This window comes from Reticulibacter mediterranei (assembly GCF_016587455.1).
This window is the reverse complement of sequence record NZ_BNJK01000001.1, coordinates 7,467,791-7,484,875: the sequence shown is the minus strand read 5'-3', so window position 1 is coordinate 7,484,875 and position 17,085 is coordinate 7,467,791. Positions and strand designations below refer to the sequence as shown.

The 17,085-nt window shown below is 47.4% G+C and carries 8 protein-coding genes; 2 read left to right on the top strand and 6 right to left on the bottom strand.

Annotated features, from left to right (window positions below; all coding sequences use genetic code 11):
• Positions 1 to 104: 104 nt before the first annotated feature.
• The 6 genes from K3T83_RS32175 to K3T83_RS32150 form a co-directional block, all read right to left on the bottom strand.
• Positions 105 to 2,657 (bottom strand): serine/threonine protein kinase, encoded by a 2,553-nt coding sequence (locus K3T83_RS32175; RefSeq protein WP_220207015.1) that lies wholly within the window; start codon positions 2,655 to 2,657, stop codon positions 105 to 107.
• A gap of 39 nt (positions 2,658 to 2,696) precedes the next feature.
• Positions 2,697 to 3,614 carry a hypothetical protein gene (locus tag K3T83_RS32170; protein ID WP_220207014.1) on the bottom strand — a complete coding sequence of 306 codons (918 nt, stop codon included), beginning with the start codon at positions 3,612 to 3,614 and terminating at the stop codon, positions 2,697 to 2,699.
• A gap of 117 nt (positions 3,615 to 3,731) precedes the next feature.
• Positions 3,732 to 4,520 (bottom strand): hypothetical protein, encoded by a 789-nt coding sequence (locus tag K3T83_RS32165; RefSeq protein WP_220207013.1) that lies wholly within the window; start codon positions 4,518 to 4,520, stop codon positions 3,732 to 3,734.
• Between the two features lie 68 nt (positions 4,521 to 4,588).
• A complete protein-coding gene (locus tag K3T83_RS32160) occupies positions 4,589 to 7,306 on the bottom strand; it encodes a VirB4 family type IV secretion system protein (protein ID WP_220207012.1) in 2,718 nt (905 codons plus the stop codon).
• 26 nt (positions 7,307 to 7,332) lie between these two features.
• Entirely contained in the window at positions 7,333 to 7,728 is a 396-nt protein-coding gene (locus K3T83_RS32155) for a hypothetical protein (RefSeq protein WP_220207011.1), read from the bottom strand.
• A 10-nt stretch (positions 7,729 to 7,738) separates the two neighbouring features.
• On the bottom strand, positions 7,739 to 8,167 hold the full coding sequence (locus tag K3T83_RS32150) for a hypothetical protein (RefSeq protein WP_220207010.1): 429 nt from the start codon (positions 8,165 to 8,167) through the stop codon (positions 7,739 to 7,741).
• 299 nt (positions 8,168 to 8,466) lie between these two features.
• On the opposite strand from K3T83_RS32150, the gene K3T83_RS32145 reads away from it, so the two are divergent.
• Together K3T83_RS32145 and K3T83_RS32140 are read left to right on the top strand one after the other, a co-directional pair.
• Entirely contained in the window at positions 8,467 to 11,787 is a 3,321-nt protein-coding gene (locus tag K3T83_RS32145; RefSeq protein WP_220207009.1) for an ATP-binding protein, read from the top strand.
• Between the two features lie 96 nt (positions 11,788 to 11,883).
• Positions 11,884 to 17,049 (top strand): coiled-coil domain-containing protein, encoded by a 5,166-nt coding sequence (locus tag K3T83_RS32140; protein ID WP_220207008.1) that lies wholly within the window; start codon positions 11,884 to 11,886, stop codon positions 17,047 to 17,049.
• Positions 17,050 to 17,085 lie beyond the last annotated feature (36 nt).

The window sequence follows — 17,085 nt, the reverse complement described above, 5'->3', positions numbered from 1 at the left end:
CGCAATGACTAGAATAACATTACTGCGTTAAAATAGTTTTAATAAATCACGAACTTTATGTTAAATACCATGTAAACAATACTACTTGTTCTCGTAATCATGTGCTAACGTAACCTCCAGACCTTAATATTGTTGAAAATAACATTGGTATCGCTATTCCAGCAGATGGCCATAAAGCCAATACGTCCAGAGGTATAGGTAGAACTGACGATATGCGTCAGGTATTGCTGATTGATGAACAGATAGAGATCTGCTCCCTGGGCTACAATGGTCAGCACATTGGTCTGATTAAGACCTTTCAAGATGGCAGGACTGTTTCCTTTAAAGTCTCCTGGTACGAAGTCCCACGATCCATCCAGGTTAATGCGGAAGCGGTAACTACCACCGCTACCGTCACGCAAGAAAATCCCCCCGCCATCGTTGTTCGACCCTGAAGTGACTTTCATCTCTACCTGGATTGCCACATTACTAACATCCACCGCATCAGCTTTGCAATATGCCAGGCCGTTGATTTGCGGCATCTCCGCCTGATAGCCACCATTAGCAAAATGACAACTTCCACCGCCGGTAAAATTTATCAGATTCCACGAAGCTGCGTCTTGAGCCGCCAGAGAGGAACTATATAGGATCGGTCCTGAAGTAGCCGTCTGGTAAATCTGTTGCGGCGTCATATCCTTCGTGATCAGCGGCGGTTGTGGCGTTGGCGTGGGTATCAGGGTTGGCGTCGGGATCGGCGTCGGCGTCGGAACCAGCGTTGGTGTCGGCGTTGGTGTTGGAACCAGCGTTGGGATCGGCGTTGGCGTCGGAACCAGCGTTGGTGTTGGCGTTGGTGTCGGAACCAGCGTTGGTGTCGGCGTTGGCGTCGGGATCATAGTTGGTGTTGGTGTCGGCGTTGGAATCTGCGTTGGTGTCGGCTTCGGCGTCGGCCTGGGGGTTGGCGTCGGCGTTGGAACTAGATTAGGAATTGCCGTTGGAATCTGCGTTGGCTTCGGCTTCGGCGTTGGCCTGGGAGTTGGTTTCGGTTTCGGAGTCGGTTTGGGGGTTGGAGTTGGTGTCAGGGTTGGCGTCGGGATCACAGTTGGTGTTGGCGTTGGGATCAAGGTTGGCGTTGGCGTTGGCGCTGGCCTTTGTGCCCTCTGATTTGCTTGAAGAACACTTGCCAGATAGGGAGTCAATAAACCAACCAGAGATAAGCAAATTGCCAGCACAAGTAATATACCAGTGTGCCTCTCAAACGGGAACAGTCTCTTCGCTAGCTTTCCAGGCGCGCCACGTGGTGTGTGTAAATTCAACCTGAATGGCTCTTTTCCCACAATAGGCGATGATGCATCCTGCCCTGTTTTCGCCTGATTTGGAGACTGGGAAATGGACTCTGATGGTGGCAACACCATAGTATCGACTAGATCTGGCAAGAGTTCTTCGTCTTCTTTGAAGGCTGGCACAACAATTTCATCTAATATATCATTTTCTGCCTCCTCAGGTTCTTGTGGGATCTCATCCTTTTCTTCCTCAGAGGTCTGCTTCACCGAAGAGGGGGTGGCAACATCAGGGACTTCATCCGTTATAAGGTGGGAGAATTTTCTGTGGCCTGGCGATTTTTCTGGGCCAAAGGGGAATGCAGGTGGTTTGTGCTCGGAGGCCATGTTGAAGCCTTCAGCTTCAAAAGTTGGAGGAAATCCTTGCTCATTGGTAAGCGCGTCTATAAGCGAATGGTCTAATGTATACGGGTTCGCAGGAGCATCTTCAGCAATCTCCTCCACATCGGCCATGTGCTCCTTTTCTAGCACATACGCTTCTAAAGCATGCTGTGTCTCAGGCAAAACCTGAAGAGATGGCGATGAAGGAAACGCCCGTAAGGCCGCTTGCAAGGCTTCAACAAAAGCCGCCATACTCGGATAGCGTTCAGCAGGATCACGGTCCAGGGCACGCATAAACACCTGCTCTACCCGGGGAGGAACTTCTGGAATGATTTCTGAAAGAGCTGTGGGTGTTTCTGTGGCATGCTTGATCTGAAGGAGCGAAAAATTCTGTGCGCTAAAAGGGGTTTTCCCAGCAATCAATTCATAGCCAATACAGCCCAGAGCATACTGATCGCTTTTTTCACTGCCCTGCTCCACATCCTGTTCCGGGGCCATATACCTGATTGTGTGGCTATCAGATTTATATTCCAGTTTATCTTCATCGATCAGTCCGGCCAGGCTGAAATCAGTTAGCATCACCTTCCCATCCTGATCAAAAAGAATATTTTCGGGTTTGATATTGGCATGGACCAGGCCACAGGAATGCACGTAGTTAAGCGTCTGTCCGAGTTGTATACAGAGATGAAGAACGTCGGAAATATCCCAACTCGCTGACACAGTGTCTTTCAGTCGATGGAGTAAAGAATCCTCAGAAATATAGGAGGTAACTACATACAGCTGTTCATCCTCGATCCCCATATCGATAATAGAGACCAGATGATCATGTCTGATTTGTTGAATAAATTCTTTTCTCTCAATAAAGGTCTCATATTCATAATCACGGTTCAGGCATGCCGCATCAAAGACCTTGAGCACCACTTTGCGTTCCGGCTCTGCCAGCGGATTTGCCATATACACCCGTCGCAATGGCTTATCACCAAGCTGCTCTATAATGCCATAATCATGAAATCTTTCCATGAAGACGCCTATTCTCCTTGTCGTTCACTGCTATAACCATCACCGATTTGCTCCTCTCCTCCTGGTGAGATCCTGTTTCCCAGAATCCCTGGAGCTTTCAGAATGCCCGGTGACATCAGACGCTCTGGAGCTTTCAGAGTGCCTGGTAGCATTGGTGTTAGCGCTGACATTTTCCCTTAACTTTGCAGCCTCTTCATCCATACGTCTGTTAAATTCCTTATTGAAGTTATCTGTATTCGCCAATTCACGATTCTCGGCTTCGCGAGCTTTTTGCTGCGATTTTGCAAAGAGGTGCATCATCAACATATCGCTCATTATACTATTCTGCTGGTTGTTAAGTGGCCTATCCGTAAAATCATTCATAGAAGTTGAGGAGTCTCCACGTATTACCCTTGTAGTGGCTGCATCTATTGAGTTGCTTTGCTGCCCCAATCCATTATCTACCCCTCTCATAGCAAGAATACGTCCATCAAATTTTGTCGGATAATAATATTCACTGACTCCCTTCATAAGCCGTTTCCAGGTACTATTTTTGCTTTTTATTTTATCACTTGTTTTAGAATCTTCTTTAGAATCATTACTATCTGTCTCGCCTGTTGCCTTTATCGACCCATCGGATGATCTGGAAGTTATCGACCCAGTTTCACCAAGCAGAGAATGATCGGAAGGCGATTTTCTGTTAAATAATTCGGAAGACGATTCGCTGCCAAATACTGATTCTGAATCGCTCTTCGACAATATAGTATCCTTGCCTGATAGACCCTTCGTAGCATTAAATCCTGACTTTGAAACATCCAAAGGATCTGCCGGTTGATCTGAGACAAGTGTTGAACGTACTACATCGAAAGATTTTCCACTTTTTTGAGATGAAAAAATTCCCCCCTCAATGCCACCACTTTCCCCAACAGAAAAAGCTCCCCTGGCAAGTCTTGCGGCTAACATCATACCAAATGGCATATGCATTCTTCCTTTCTATTATAAATGCTGCCTGCGGTCTTATGTTAAGCATTCCCTGAATACGTCATAAAAGTACTATTTATTTATTCACACGATGTACGGGAAATGGTTTTCGTATCAGGGATGCGCAGAGGGGCCTTTCTTATCTGCTTTCACCTCCAGCTGATTTTTCCGAGGTGAGTCGATTTCTATTTGTGTAATCTCCGCCTCTACCTCCAAAATGGAGCGTCTAAGATCAACATCATAGCTAAAGACTTCGGGAAGAGATCCCTCAAAAGGATTCCCATAGCGGAATGGAGATTCTTCCTCTCTGATGTCATCTTCTTCCTTCTCCTGGATTTCTTCTGATACATCTAAATTTGCCCCATAGGAATAAGGACGCCTAAACACTGAATACACATCACCTTGAATATCAAATGGGCTATTATGAGCATTCTGTACTAATGGATAATCGCTCTGGCCCGGCCCTGGCTCCTCAAAAGGATTTTCAGGGAATGTCCCTGCTTGAGGGGCGCCAGTTCCCCATTCAGATGAGAAATCCTGTTCATCTCTTCGTCTGGCACCTGATCGCTGTGCAGGAGTAGAGGAGAGAGAAGACGCATTTCTCAATTTGATCCCTGTTGACACAGTAATAGGCACCGTTTGTTGTAGCCTGGCACGTATGTTTAAGATAGAACGTGTTTCGCGGATAATGGCCCATACAAAAAAGAACCAGGCAGCACCTAATGCGAGCGACTGGACTATTAAAAGTATAAAGAGCCACTGTATCGCGCTTTCTGGCTGTCCCCAGGGTGCGCCAAACTGCATAATGGCTTGAATAAGCAGTAACCAGGGGGCTGGCGGAATGCCCCCTGACAACCATAATAACAGCAGCCCGGCCACAAACAGCAGCAGGCTACTACGCAATATATGCTCCTTGAGAGACGGTAGCGACTCCTGAGAATCTCCAGATGATATTACTTTCATCGCAATGCTCAACTTCTCCGCTCATGCTTCAAACTCTGGCTATTTGTAAAGCGTCTCTCTTTGGCCGGAGAATCGATCATAAGCGGCGTCGTAGACGACCCCAGAGAGCGCTTGCTGTTTGTATGTTCGCTAGTGGCCTCTTTCTCCTTTTCACCGGATTGTAAAGAAAGCGTAGAGACCACCGTTGTATTCGCCATCTCAGCCTCTTTTGGCGACGCAACCACCTCCATCTGCGCCCATCCTTTAGTAGCAAACAATCCTTCGCCACGCTTGGCTCCCAATAAAAAGCTTTTCTGCCTGGCACTCAAATTGAATGTACGCATCACTGAGTCAATGGTACTGGAATCCTGCTTCATCAAAAACTTCATGGTTGACATTGCCAGGATCGTCTTGCCCTCATCGGAGCCGAGGAAGTCATCGGAGTTCTGAGTAGTACACCAGAGGCCGCCGCCATACTTACGAATACGACGCGCAAACTCTTCCAGGAATTTCGCTCCCTGGCTAAACTTCATGAGCAGCCACGCTTCATCTATCAAGACAATAGAGTTGTCCTGCACAGTTTGTGAGCGGCGGGCTTGGCGCATTTTTGTCCATAAAAACTCTGTGATGATAAAAAGACCTACCGGCTTTAAGGTATCTACCAGTTCGCGAATGTTGAAATTGACAAAGCGATTATCAAGTGAGAGTTTTGTCCTGGTTGGAAAGAGATGCAGGTAACGCTCCAGGCGCTCGCTCAATCCGTAGACATCTTCAGAAATTCCAAAACGATCATCACCACGCAAAGCGCTTGACATAATCACAAAGAACTCTTGCATATTGGGAGGCGTTCGCCCATGCGTCGTTGGGTCCATCGTAATGCCACGATTGTCATAAGTCTTCACCAGGCATCTATAGAGAAACGCCTTTTCCTTCTGCGGGAGAGTTCCATCGTCAGACAACAGCAATTCAAGCAGCGTAATCAAATTGAGCAGTTTCTCGCGAAAAAATCCGCCTTCTTCCTTTCCAGCTGGACCGACGCTATTGCCCTGTCCATATAACTCAAACGGATTGATCTGCAACGAATCAGACGACAGGCGAATATACTGTCCATTGACACGCTCACACAGATTGCTGTATTCCGCTTCGGGATCGATGACGTAGACATTACAGGTTGGCAAAAGTCGGCTGGAAACGGTCTTCAGAAAGAAGCTCTTCCCAGCTCCCGATTTTGCGAAAACGACCATGTTCGCATTCTCTAACTGATTGCTATCAAACGGATTAATCAGGATCAGGCTCCCGTTAGGATGAATGCCAAACATCACTCCTGAATTCATGCCGATATCGCTTCCCGCAAAAGGAAAGAAGGTTGAAGCCGCTCCAGTTCCAAACAAGCGACCGCTCTCTATAACATTCGTAGCATCAGGTAAGCAGCTGAGCATACCCAGGTGATGTTGCCAGTGCGCTGGCAACGCGCGAAAATCCAGGCTACGAATTGTTGACACCAGACGATTGCTGCGCTCCAGAAGTTTCTGGCGGTCCTCTGCACGCACCTGGATACATGCAGTTATGCCGAAAACACGCTCATCACCACGTGCCAGGCTTTCACGCAGTTGATCCACATCCTCTAATGCAATCGTTGTTGAGGGGTCTGGCGTTCGCCCCTGGCGTCTGGCTACCAGCACTGAGCCGCGAAACTCGACTGCTTTTCTGCCTAAACGTGCATTGACCTTTTCAGGAGGAAAGGGGGTAATGTGAATGCTAAAATCAACATATGGCTCATCAATTTGAATGATCGATTCAAACCATCCTGGATAAGCACTACGAGGGTAACTCGTGATCGTCAGGGTGCGCAAATAGTCATGTCCAACTTCACCATCAACGCGTACATAGTTGGGGAAAATCTCAATGCTGCTTGGTGTCACCAGCGCGGGCAACGAGACGAAACCTGGAACCTTCTCTTTTTGATCTTTCTTCTTTTTCTTCTTCTTATCCTTCTCATCGAACAATTGATAATGTGCCGCCAGCTCTAACAATTCCTGTTCCTGTTCTGCCAGACTCAAAGAAGTCACGTGTGACCGGGGCTTGCGATCCTCCTCGTAGGCAGACTCCATGATACTATTTACACCTCTCACCATACCATCCGTTATTGATCCCAACTGCGCCTCCATAGGTGTCAAACAACGTTGGTAGAGCGCTATGATCTCCATCGCATTGAGACGCCTGCCACTCAAGCCCACACGCTCTAGCTGGCGCAAAAGCTCTTCCATGCGCGTCCGTAACTGCAACTGCCCATTGATCAACGCTTCGGTCTTGTGTTTCGTGTTCTGATAGTCCGCAGGGACAATGATGTAGTACTCACGTTTGATCAGCGATCTATAGGTAGCGAGTTGGCGTATGAATTGAGCATGATCAATGGCGATCTCGGCCAGGTCTCCTTCAATGGACTCGATGCGACTCAAATATGCTTCCGGGTCATAAGCCTGATTCCTGACCAGGATTTGAATAGGGAACGAAATTCCATTGAGAAAAGCCTTGAACCCTTCAATCACCCCTTCTTGCTGCTCCTCTGACATAAATGCAAAGTTAATGGCGTCGATTTTGAGGATGCCGCGATATTCATAATTTTTACGTCCCAGGTCCAGGCAAACAACGTCACCAGCTACCTCACGCAGCCGGATAAAGTTCTTTACAATGCTCATCGGGGTTGTAAAAAGTAAACTTGGTGGTACTGGCGCTGCTCGCCGCATGAATTGCTCCTTTCGATGGTCTTTTTTTACCAATCATTCTTTGCTTCGCTCCGAGCAACAAGCTGATATAGCTCCATATCGATCGCGTCGTCGTCATCCTGATCAAGTTCTTCTGTGGGGTCAAAGGTAAACACTTTGGGCGTAAAAAAGTACATCAGGCCAATGACACCCCATATCTCCAGAGGCCGAGAAGCAATCTGCACGAAAGCCACTGTTATCAGCCCCGCGAGAGGGATGACAGCAATTATGCCTTTCAGAATCTTGGCCGCAAGGTCATCTCCAGGAATGATATGTCCCAGTAAAAGCCAGACCAGATAGGTCAGTGATACGCCAAGAAGGATCAGCACCAGTTCACGCGTTGTCCGCCCAAAAGCGACAGTGGGCTGTTCATTGAGAAAGGTGGGAAACTCTTCTTTTTTCATGGATGTTACCCTATAGCGTACATGTGGCACCTTTTACAAACCATGTGGGAATAGTCTGACCCGCTGAAACTGCCAGCACGACAATGACAATCCCCACAATAGCTCCAGTAATAGCGGTATTTGAAGTCGCTATTCTCCGCTCATTGCCAAAGGCAGTCGCGCGCATTAATCCACCGATAATAATGCCAATGACCGTAATAAAAATGCCCACGCCGGTTAAGACGCTAATGATGGTGGTTGCTCCATCTTTTATCTGTTGTACTAAGTCTCCGTCGCATTTTGGTGTTACAGCAGCAGGATTCAGCCCTGGTGGGAGAAATAATCCTATAAAGAAGGCCAGAGCCGGAACAGCATGCATTTGCTCTAATCCATCCGCGAGCAAGAGACTGGCACGAATCACGCCGATGGTCGCCCACTCATTTATTGCTGATACAAGCATATTCCATCCTTTCGTTTCCTCTATCTGTTTTCAAAACTGTTCTATTTGCTTTCTTCATCAACAGCAGACAATCTTTTATTGCTTACTTATCAGAATAAGAAACTATGAACAGGATAATGAGGGGGAAGGAGGGAAGATAATTCTGCATTGTCTTATGAGTATATTGCTCTGAATATTACAATAAATCATCCCTCTCTCCTCCCTAAAGTTGGCTGCCTATCATGGTAATCTGATGCTATAGTCCTCCACACATAACTGAAGTGATATGAGCCAATTACGATAGAGGGCGAGGTATCAAGATGATTCCCGGCTTTGATGTTGAGACATCGAATGTTCTTGGTCGACTCATTGGACAATTTGAGCGCTTCCACCTGGAAGGCACAACACCACAGGAGTTTGATCCCCAGGATCTATTTGTTGGTAGTGAACAGGTCTTTTTTCGCATTCGTGGACTGGCAAGTTTCTGGCTATCATCTGCTCGTAACCCTGGGGCAACAAACCCCTATGTCAATTTTGGACAATACATGTCTGACCTGGTAATTGCGGCTCACAACCAGCAGTTGGCCGATCTGACACTGGTCATTCTAGGCGCTCCTCATAAAACGACGGTCTACCTCTCTCTAGGAAGCGAGCAGGCAACACGCACGATTCTGGAAGGCATTTTTCCCGGGATACAGATGGAACGTTTTTCAGCGGGAGACATCAGTGCCATGCTCCCTGACCATTTCATGAAAAAAGGTATTATTACTGGTATCCCTAGCAATAAATCATTTGGCACAGGAACCGAAGTTCAAAGGATGGCATATGCACAACAATCCGGGAACGCTCCATTCAATCTGGATCAAATACAGTTAGAACGTGTGCTGCGCGGTATGCATGGCGCGTCCTGGGCATATATCATACAGGCTCATCCCCGTCCACGACTCAAGGTTATCGAAGCGCGGATGCGCATTATTGATCTCCTGACACAGGTCTACCAGAAGCTACGGACGCAATGGACCAGCATGAAGCAAGATAATGAGCAGCTTACCACCAGCGAGTCTGGTGGCTCCTCACAGACATTTAGTGGCGATCTGCTTAACTACCGCGCACAATATCTCATTCAACTGCTGGAGCATGATCTGGAGCGGCACGACCAGGCGATGGCCGCGGGTCAGTGGACGGTCAAAGCGTATTTTGGTGCCGGCAATTTGAACGATGCCCAACGGTTGGGATCGCTGCTGCTTGGCGTCCTGGCGGGGACTGACTCTCGTCCAGAACCACTGCGCGCTACTATCTGCCAGACCAACGGCACCCCCCTCAAGGATTTTCATACGTATCTGACTTCCCATGAGGTGGGCATGTTAATCCGGCTCCCACGTGAAGAAGTCCAGGGATACGCGATCCATGATCATGTGAATTTTGACGTTGATTTCCAGTCCATTGACCAGGTGGAGTTGCCTCTCGGCCACATTCAACAAAATGGGAAAAATACACCTGAAACATATAATATTTCGCTTGAGCATTTAACAAAACATGCTGTTGTGATTGGCGTTACCGGCAGTGGCAAGACAACAACAGTCATGAACCTGCTTGATCGCGTGGTGGAAGCGAACAAACCGTTTCTGGTTATTGAGCCAGCGAAAACAGAGTATCGCTCCCTCCATCGTATCTTCTCCCAAAAAACATCGATGCGCATTTATACGCTGGGCAGTGAAATGATCGCGCCCTTTCGCCTGAACCCTTTTGAGTTTGAAACTGACGACGAGCCTGGCAGTGTCTCCCTTCTGAGTCATATCGATTCCCTGAAAGCCGTTTTTAACGCGGCCTTTCCTCTTTACGCTCCGATGCCCCAGGTATTGGAAACTGCATTGCATGAAATTTATGAGGATAAAGGGTGGGATCTTACCAGTGGTGTCAATCAGCGTCTGACCGACTGGTCTCAGCGCCACGAGTACCCAATTTTTCCGACAATGACTGACCTGTATTATAAGGTTGAAGAAGTCACAGTACGCCTCGGCTATCATCATGAAATCGAAAGTAATGTGAAGGCGGCGCTAAAATCCCGGATTGGTTCGCTGCGCATCGGCTCCAAAGGCTTGATGCTGGATACTGCACGTGGCATTTCTATGCACGATCTATTAAGCACTCCCACTATCCTGGAACTAGAAAACATTGGAAACGACGATGAAAAAACGTTTTTAATGGGCCTCTTCCTTACCAGGCTCTATGAATTTCGTCGCCTCCAGGCTGCTACAGGTTTGCTTCCTCCTGGCTTTCAACACTTGCTTGTTTTTGAGGAAGCCCATCGCCTGCTCAAAAATACCAGCACACAGGTCAACGACGAAGGCTCGAATCCTCGTGCCCAGGCGATTGAGACGTTCACCAACATGCTCTCAGAGGTGCGAGCTTATGGTCAGGGCGTTCTGGTCGCCGAGCAAATTCCAAGCAAGCTCGCACCTGATGTTTTGAAAAATACCAACCTGAAAATTGCCCATCGCCTGATCGCCAGCGATGACCGCCAGAGCATCGGGCAGACTATGAGCCTCACGGAAGAGCAGCAGAATCACCTGAGCAAGCTGGTCCCAGGTATGGCAGCGGTCTACGCAGAAGGAAATGACCATGCCTATCTTGTGCGCATCGATAACTATAAACGCAACATTTCGCCCCTGTTAGATCGAGATCTCAAACGTCTCAGTCAAGAGTATGCCTCCGTCCAACCATATCAGGCCATCCTCGACATCGACGAATACAAATTGCCTATGTCATCCACCGGAGGACCGGACCCAACAATCTACCAGGCAGCAGGCAAGTTGCTCGATTCTGAAAAAAGCAAGTGGCTATGGTCCAATATCATTCTGCGCATCGTTGCCAGCCCAGCGAATACCTTTGATATCCTGTTACGCTTCTCAGAGCAGGTAGAAGAGGATATGTCATTTCTCTTACCAGAACAGCATAATGCCGTGTTACAAATGGTGCTGGTGCGCGGCAGCTTTGAGCTTATGCAACAGCGGGGCGCACAGGCAGGATGGACCTACGAACAAACTGAAGAACTCTCACACCTTCTGACGCTTGGCTTGAGCCAATTTATACGTACCTATGCCGCAGCAGAGGAAGCCGCCCCCGACCTTGAACCAGACGATATAGAGGCTCAGTTCCGGGATGGCATGATACAAGCAGGGAACTATCTTGAGCAGTTTGCCAACCGCTATAAGCTACTCATGAAACGTCGTCAGGGGCCTTTTGCCGGTTGTTCCTATTGTCCAGCACGCTGCCTGTATCGTTCAGAAGTGCGTACGCTCCTCTCACAGAAAAACCGCACCTGGATCTCTGATGAACTAAGCAGTAGTGCTCATGGCACGGAAGATGAGCGCTATCAGGCTGTAGCAGAGGTCACAATGCATATCGTTCGGAACTGGGCTGGCAAAGACATTGAGGAAACCGCTGACCCTCAAGCACAGATGCCTGAAGTTGCCTTCTGTGCCTCCTTGCACACTATTGCAACCTCTGATTATACAGAGTACGAGCAAGCCATTCTAGGTATGAATTTTAAAGAGCATTTTTTCCCTGAGAATCTGGAAGAGGAGGAGGACCTGGAAGAGGAGGAGGAGGAAGAGGAGACATTCCCTCTTTCCGACTAGCATCTGAGGAATGTTCTCTCTACACTGATTTGTAGGCATGTGAAAAACGTACTAATGACGTAGCAAGTGTCGATACTACCAGGAAAGGAAAAGGCCGTGTATTCAAGAAGAGATGTTACTCCTCCTCCTCCCGGAGATAAAAACCGAGATAAAAACCAGGATCAAAGCCAAGATCAAAGCCAGAGAGAGAAAGATAAAAGAGCAAGACGGCCATCCATTCTCATTACACGGACTGAATCTCAAGAACGAGGTGAATCATCAACATCAGCCGGTTGGAGCCGGAAGCAATTGGACGTAACACGAGACGAGCATCGGCGAGGTCGTAGAAAGGACGTTCATACATTATCAAACCAGGGTGCTGGCTCTTCTTCTGAGATACAATACGGTGAAAAATCCAGTGATTTAAGAGATGTTTCTCCCCCCTTTCCTTCTCACCCCTCTCCTGTATATGATGCTCCTATATCCCCAGAAATGCTTAGTCAATATGGAGGTTTTTACGCTCCTGATAATGATGGGAAAAAATATGTAGAACCATCAGCTAACCCTGATAAGTCTGCTGCACAGGCATTCAGCTCTAAGGCTCTTGGAAAGCGACGCGCGGCGGAATCAGGCAACCTGATGGCGGGTGCTATACTCTCAAAAGAAGATTCGCAAGCTTTTGATACAGGGGCGTTTTCTAGAAGAAGAAGATCATCAGTGAGTTCGGTTGACTCAGGTTTTGGTGGTAATGAGGATGACAAACCGCTTAAATCACCTGAGCGTTCTAGAAGATCATCAGTGAGTTCGGTTGACTCAGGTGTTGATGTAACTGAAGCACCGCCCAGGCATGATAGCGGCTTCTCGAAGACAGAAGAGCTTGATCCCGCTAAAATCAAGCTGGCCCCCTTCGAGAACCAGAAAATGACGGCCAAAGAGCTGGCATCTCTCACCAATCAAGAGCTGAATGATAAGGATGCGAATTTTGAGCGTAACGTGGGAAGTCTGAGGGATTTTCGGGCAAGGCATCGGGCGAACCGAGAAATTGGAAAGCTACATGAACAGAAAAGAAAGAATAAAGCTGAATATTTTTTTAAGAGGGGAAATTTACGAAGTACCTATAAGCAACTTGTTGAGTCTATGGTAAGGGTGATGATCAAGGATGTTCAAACGACGAAAGAGCCGAAAGTTCATTCAAAAATTTTAAAGACCGAGGTATCATCCACTGTTACGGCAGAAAAGAGAGATAAAGATAAAGACAAGTGTACAGCGCATAATATGTATGCTAAATTAAATGCGCTCAGCTTGTTTAAAAGAGAAACAGAGCAAGCGATTTCGGCACAACCAGAGTTTCGTGAGATAGAAAATGCAGCGCTTAGAAAAGATCTACCAGGTGTCAGAAAAGGACTGCAGGGCATAAGAAAGAGGTTTGATGCTACTGATAGATCCCATCTGCGAGCGCATGGCGTGGTCGATATTGAGAAGGGAACCGTCACGCTGAACGGGAGCAATACCGTTATAAAATTGCACGAAATTCGAGATATTACTGTTAATAAGGGCGGTACTGTTCTTGGTAGTACTTCTATGGAGAGAGGTCCCCTTTCCCCTGATGTTGCTCGTGGCTCCAGGCATCGTAGCCTGAGTAAAGCACCCTCCTTTAATAGTGAGCTTTCCTCTCATGGCAACAAGGATACATCCTGGACAATAGCACTTCCAGAAGGTGGCACGGAGGTCGTCGAGAATCGCAATACTCGAACGATGCTGACGACACAGCATCTCATCAACTTCCAGACCAACAGAATTGAGTTAGCGAATGGGACGATGATCGACCTCAAAGACATTGACTGGACAAAAAGTAAGGAAGAAGAGCCGACCAAGCTTCACCTCAAACAGGATGCGCCCCTGTTTGAGGATGGATCGACTCTTGATCTGAAGGAAGCCGCCAAGTCATTTGACGCCGCTGCTATGAGGAATAGGCAGAAGCAAGAACACGCATTCAAGCAGTATCGCCTGGCACAGATGGAAATGTTAGAAAAAGTATCCTATGCAGGAAGCTCAACCCTCTCTGATATGCATGCACTTCTGTCAGGTATACGTACAAACGATAGCACTATAATAAAGGTCCGAGAGGATATAGCTAAAGTGAAGCGTGCAGAAGATAGCGTTACCATGTATCATTTTAAGGAGTCAGTAAGGGAAATTGGAAATGATGCCACCAGTGGTTTGCTCCACATACGTCAGAAGGCGCTAAATGACGCATCCAGAGTGTTTGCCCATGCCCTAAAAAGGAGTGCGTTGGCAGATATTGATAAAGAGAAGCAAACATTTGGCAAATTTGGTGAGACCGAGACGGTGAAAACGATAAAAGGAACTAACGATGGCATCGAGCTACAAAATGACACAGACTTACCAAGATATGATAAGCAAAAAGCCAGAGAAACTGAATTCAACGCACATACAACCGCACTCAATATTGAGCGCGAAAGCCTCGGTAATCAGCTAAAAGACATTGATGCGAAGGCATCCCGTCTTGTGGAGTCGCGGGTGAAAGAGAAAGCCAGTCTAGAGAAAGAGCTTGGCAGCCTCAATAAGCAGATAAAGGAACACGAGGAGGGAACAGCCCAAATCTGGCAGAATGACGCTGCGTTCCGGGAACAGGAAGACAGACTCAAGAAGCAGCATATCAACATCAGTGAGCAAACCGATCTCAAGTGGAAGCAAAGCAGTCTCCAGTATGAGCAGAGCAGGCTTACGGATCAGCAAGCCGACCTCAAGAAAGAGGGAGCCGATCTCACTGGTAGGCGGGACAACCTCAAGAAAGAGGGAGCCGATCTCAATGGTGAGTGGGGCAACCTCAAGAAAGAGGAAGCTAATCTCACTGGTAGGCGGGACAACCTCAAGAATGAAGAAACTAAATATAAGATACAGCAAAGCAACCTCCTTAATGAGCGGGTTCGCCTCAGAGGTCGGAAGGATACCCTGCTCTCAAGGGAGGCAGGAGAAGACAATACGGCCGAATTAGCTGAAACTGATGGGCGACTGGGGAAAATCCGAGAAGAATTGAAGCCAATCCAAGAGCAACTAGGGAAAATCTCGGAAAGATTGAAGCCAGTAGAAGAGCGGCTGGGGAAAATCCCAGGAGAATTGAAGCCAGTAGAAGAGCGGCTGGGGAAAATCCCAGGAGAATTGAAGCCAGTAGAAGAGCGGCTGGGGAAAATCCCAGGAGAATTGAAGCCAGTAGAAGAGCGGCTGGGGAAAATCCCAGGGGAATTGAAGCCAGCAGAAGACGACCCGTGGGCGAAGCTTAGTGAAGCATGGGCGAAAAATCGGCATGAATGGGAGGTATTTGATATACAATGGAAGAAATCTCGTGGCCGCTCATACGGGGAACTTGCAGACCGGCGAAATCAAATTAATGGAAGACTGGCTGACATTGAAATAGAGCTAAAGAATCCTAAGGAACTCGTGAGAGAGAGGAATATGCGGGAGCATCGGCGTACCGTCTATGCGGGTATGCAAGTTGAAATTGAAAGGAGATTGAACCCCTTCCGGCAGAGGGAGAGGGGATACCAGGAAGAGGAAACCAATCTCAAGGGCCAGCAAACAGACCTCAATAAAGAGGAACCCAGGCTCAAGGGCCAGCAAACAGACCTCAAGAGTGAGGAAGGCAGGCTCCAGGGCCAGCAAACTAACCTTAAGAATGAGGAAACGAGGCTCCAGGGTCAGCAAACAGACCTCAAGAATGAGGAAGGCAGGCTCAAGAGTGAGCAAACAGACCTCAAGAGTAAGGCATCTGACCCTGCCAATAAGGAAGGCTCCTCTACTCCTCCCGCTGATAAAGAAGGTTCCTCTACTTCAGCCGAACCAAAGGCTACTCAGGCCAGATTGACTGAAATAGAAGAGCGACTAGGGAAAATATCGGAAGAATTGAAGCCAGTAGAAGAGCGGCTGGGGAAAATCCCAGGGGAATTGGCGCCAGTAGAAATTCGGCTGGGGAAAATCCCAGGGGAATTGGCGTCAATAGAAGAGCGGCTGAAGAATATCCCAGGAGAATTGGCGTCAATACAAGACCAATTGAGGGAAAATGGTGAAGCACGACGGAGAAATAATACGAATTTGAATACAGCGAAAGAAGAATGGGCAAAAGCTAACGGCCTCTCATACGAGGAACTTCTAGGCCGCCAAAATTTTATTAATAGAAGACTAAGAGAAATTCCAGGTGAACTGAATATTGCGGCCAGGACTCATCCTGATTGGCAAAGACGTGAAGTAGTACAACAAGATTTTGAGGATAAAAAAGCTGAATGCGCGGAACAAGATAAAAAGGCGAAAGAATTCAAGGAGCTTGAAAAGAGGCTAAGAAAGAGTAAATCGCCATTCACCAGGAACTCTTATCATATTCGTAAAATCACTGAGATTGATGCGCTGGAGCAATTGGATGGAGTAAAAAGGAGCGCTGAGATAGAAAAGCTTGTTGAAAAACTACAAAGGGTGAATATTGAACATGGAGACAGCGAATTAGTAAGAGCTAGAAAAGAATATGAGAACGCACGTGTTGATCATATCACGAAGGCACATAGCGAGGCCGAAGCGAAAAAGAACCCGAATGAATTGAGACTGGCTCTCTATGAGGAGCGATATCATGCTGCTATCGTTCGTTTTAATATAACGAGAGCGAAATATGCTTTAGAGAATGAAGTGACTGAGAGAGGAATAGATGATAGTGGAAATAGAACCGAGGTAATGAAGAGCACAGAGATCGACCGGCTTAAATCGGTAAGAATGATGCACCTGGATGATATGATAACAGATGCCAGCAAACTCTCACAGGAGCAAAAAGCAGAACAGGTTGCGAGCCAGCATGAGTATGATAAAGAGATGTATCGTGTGAAGCCAAAGGAGTTTGTACCAAAACCCACAGGAGCAAAATCGGCGATAGACAATGCTGCTGAATTCACAACATATGCACGCGAACGAGCACGATTTGAGATTCAAAAGCTGATTGACGAGACAGAAGACATGAGCGATAAAGCGAAAATGATTGATAATCGCGGTGATCTGGAGAAAAACTTTGTCGAAGGATTCACGAAATCATACGGCGAGGAAAGGACACGTGCACATGAACTTGAGAGAGTCAAACTGGCCCGTAAAGCTATGAATGATTTCGCATGGAAAATGTTTGGCATGGCTCTCGTTTCAAATTTCCAGATGGCCCAGAATACCTTTGATCAGAGTGTTGATAGCACTTTGAATAGTATTATCCGCAGTGGAACGAGAACCGCATAGGTTTTTTCTCGCTCATAGCTTGTATATTGGGAGGGA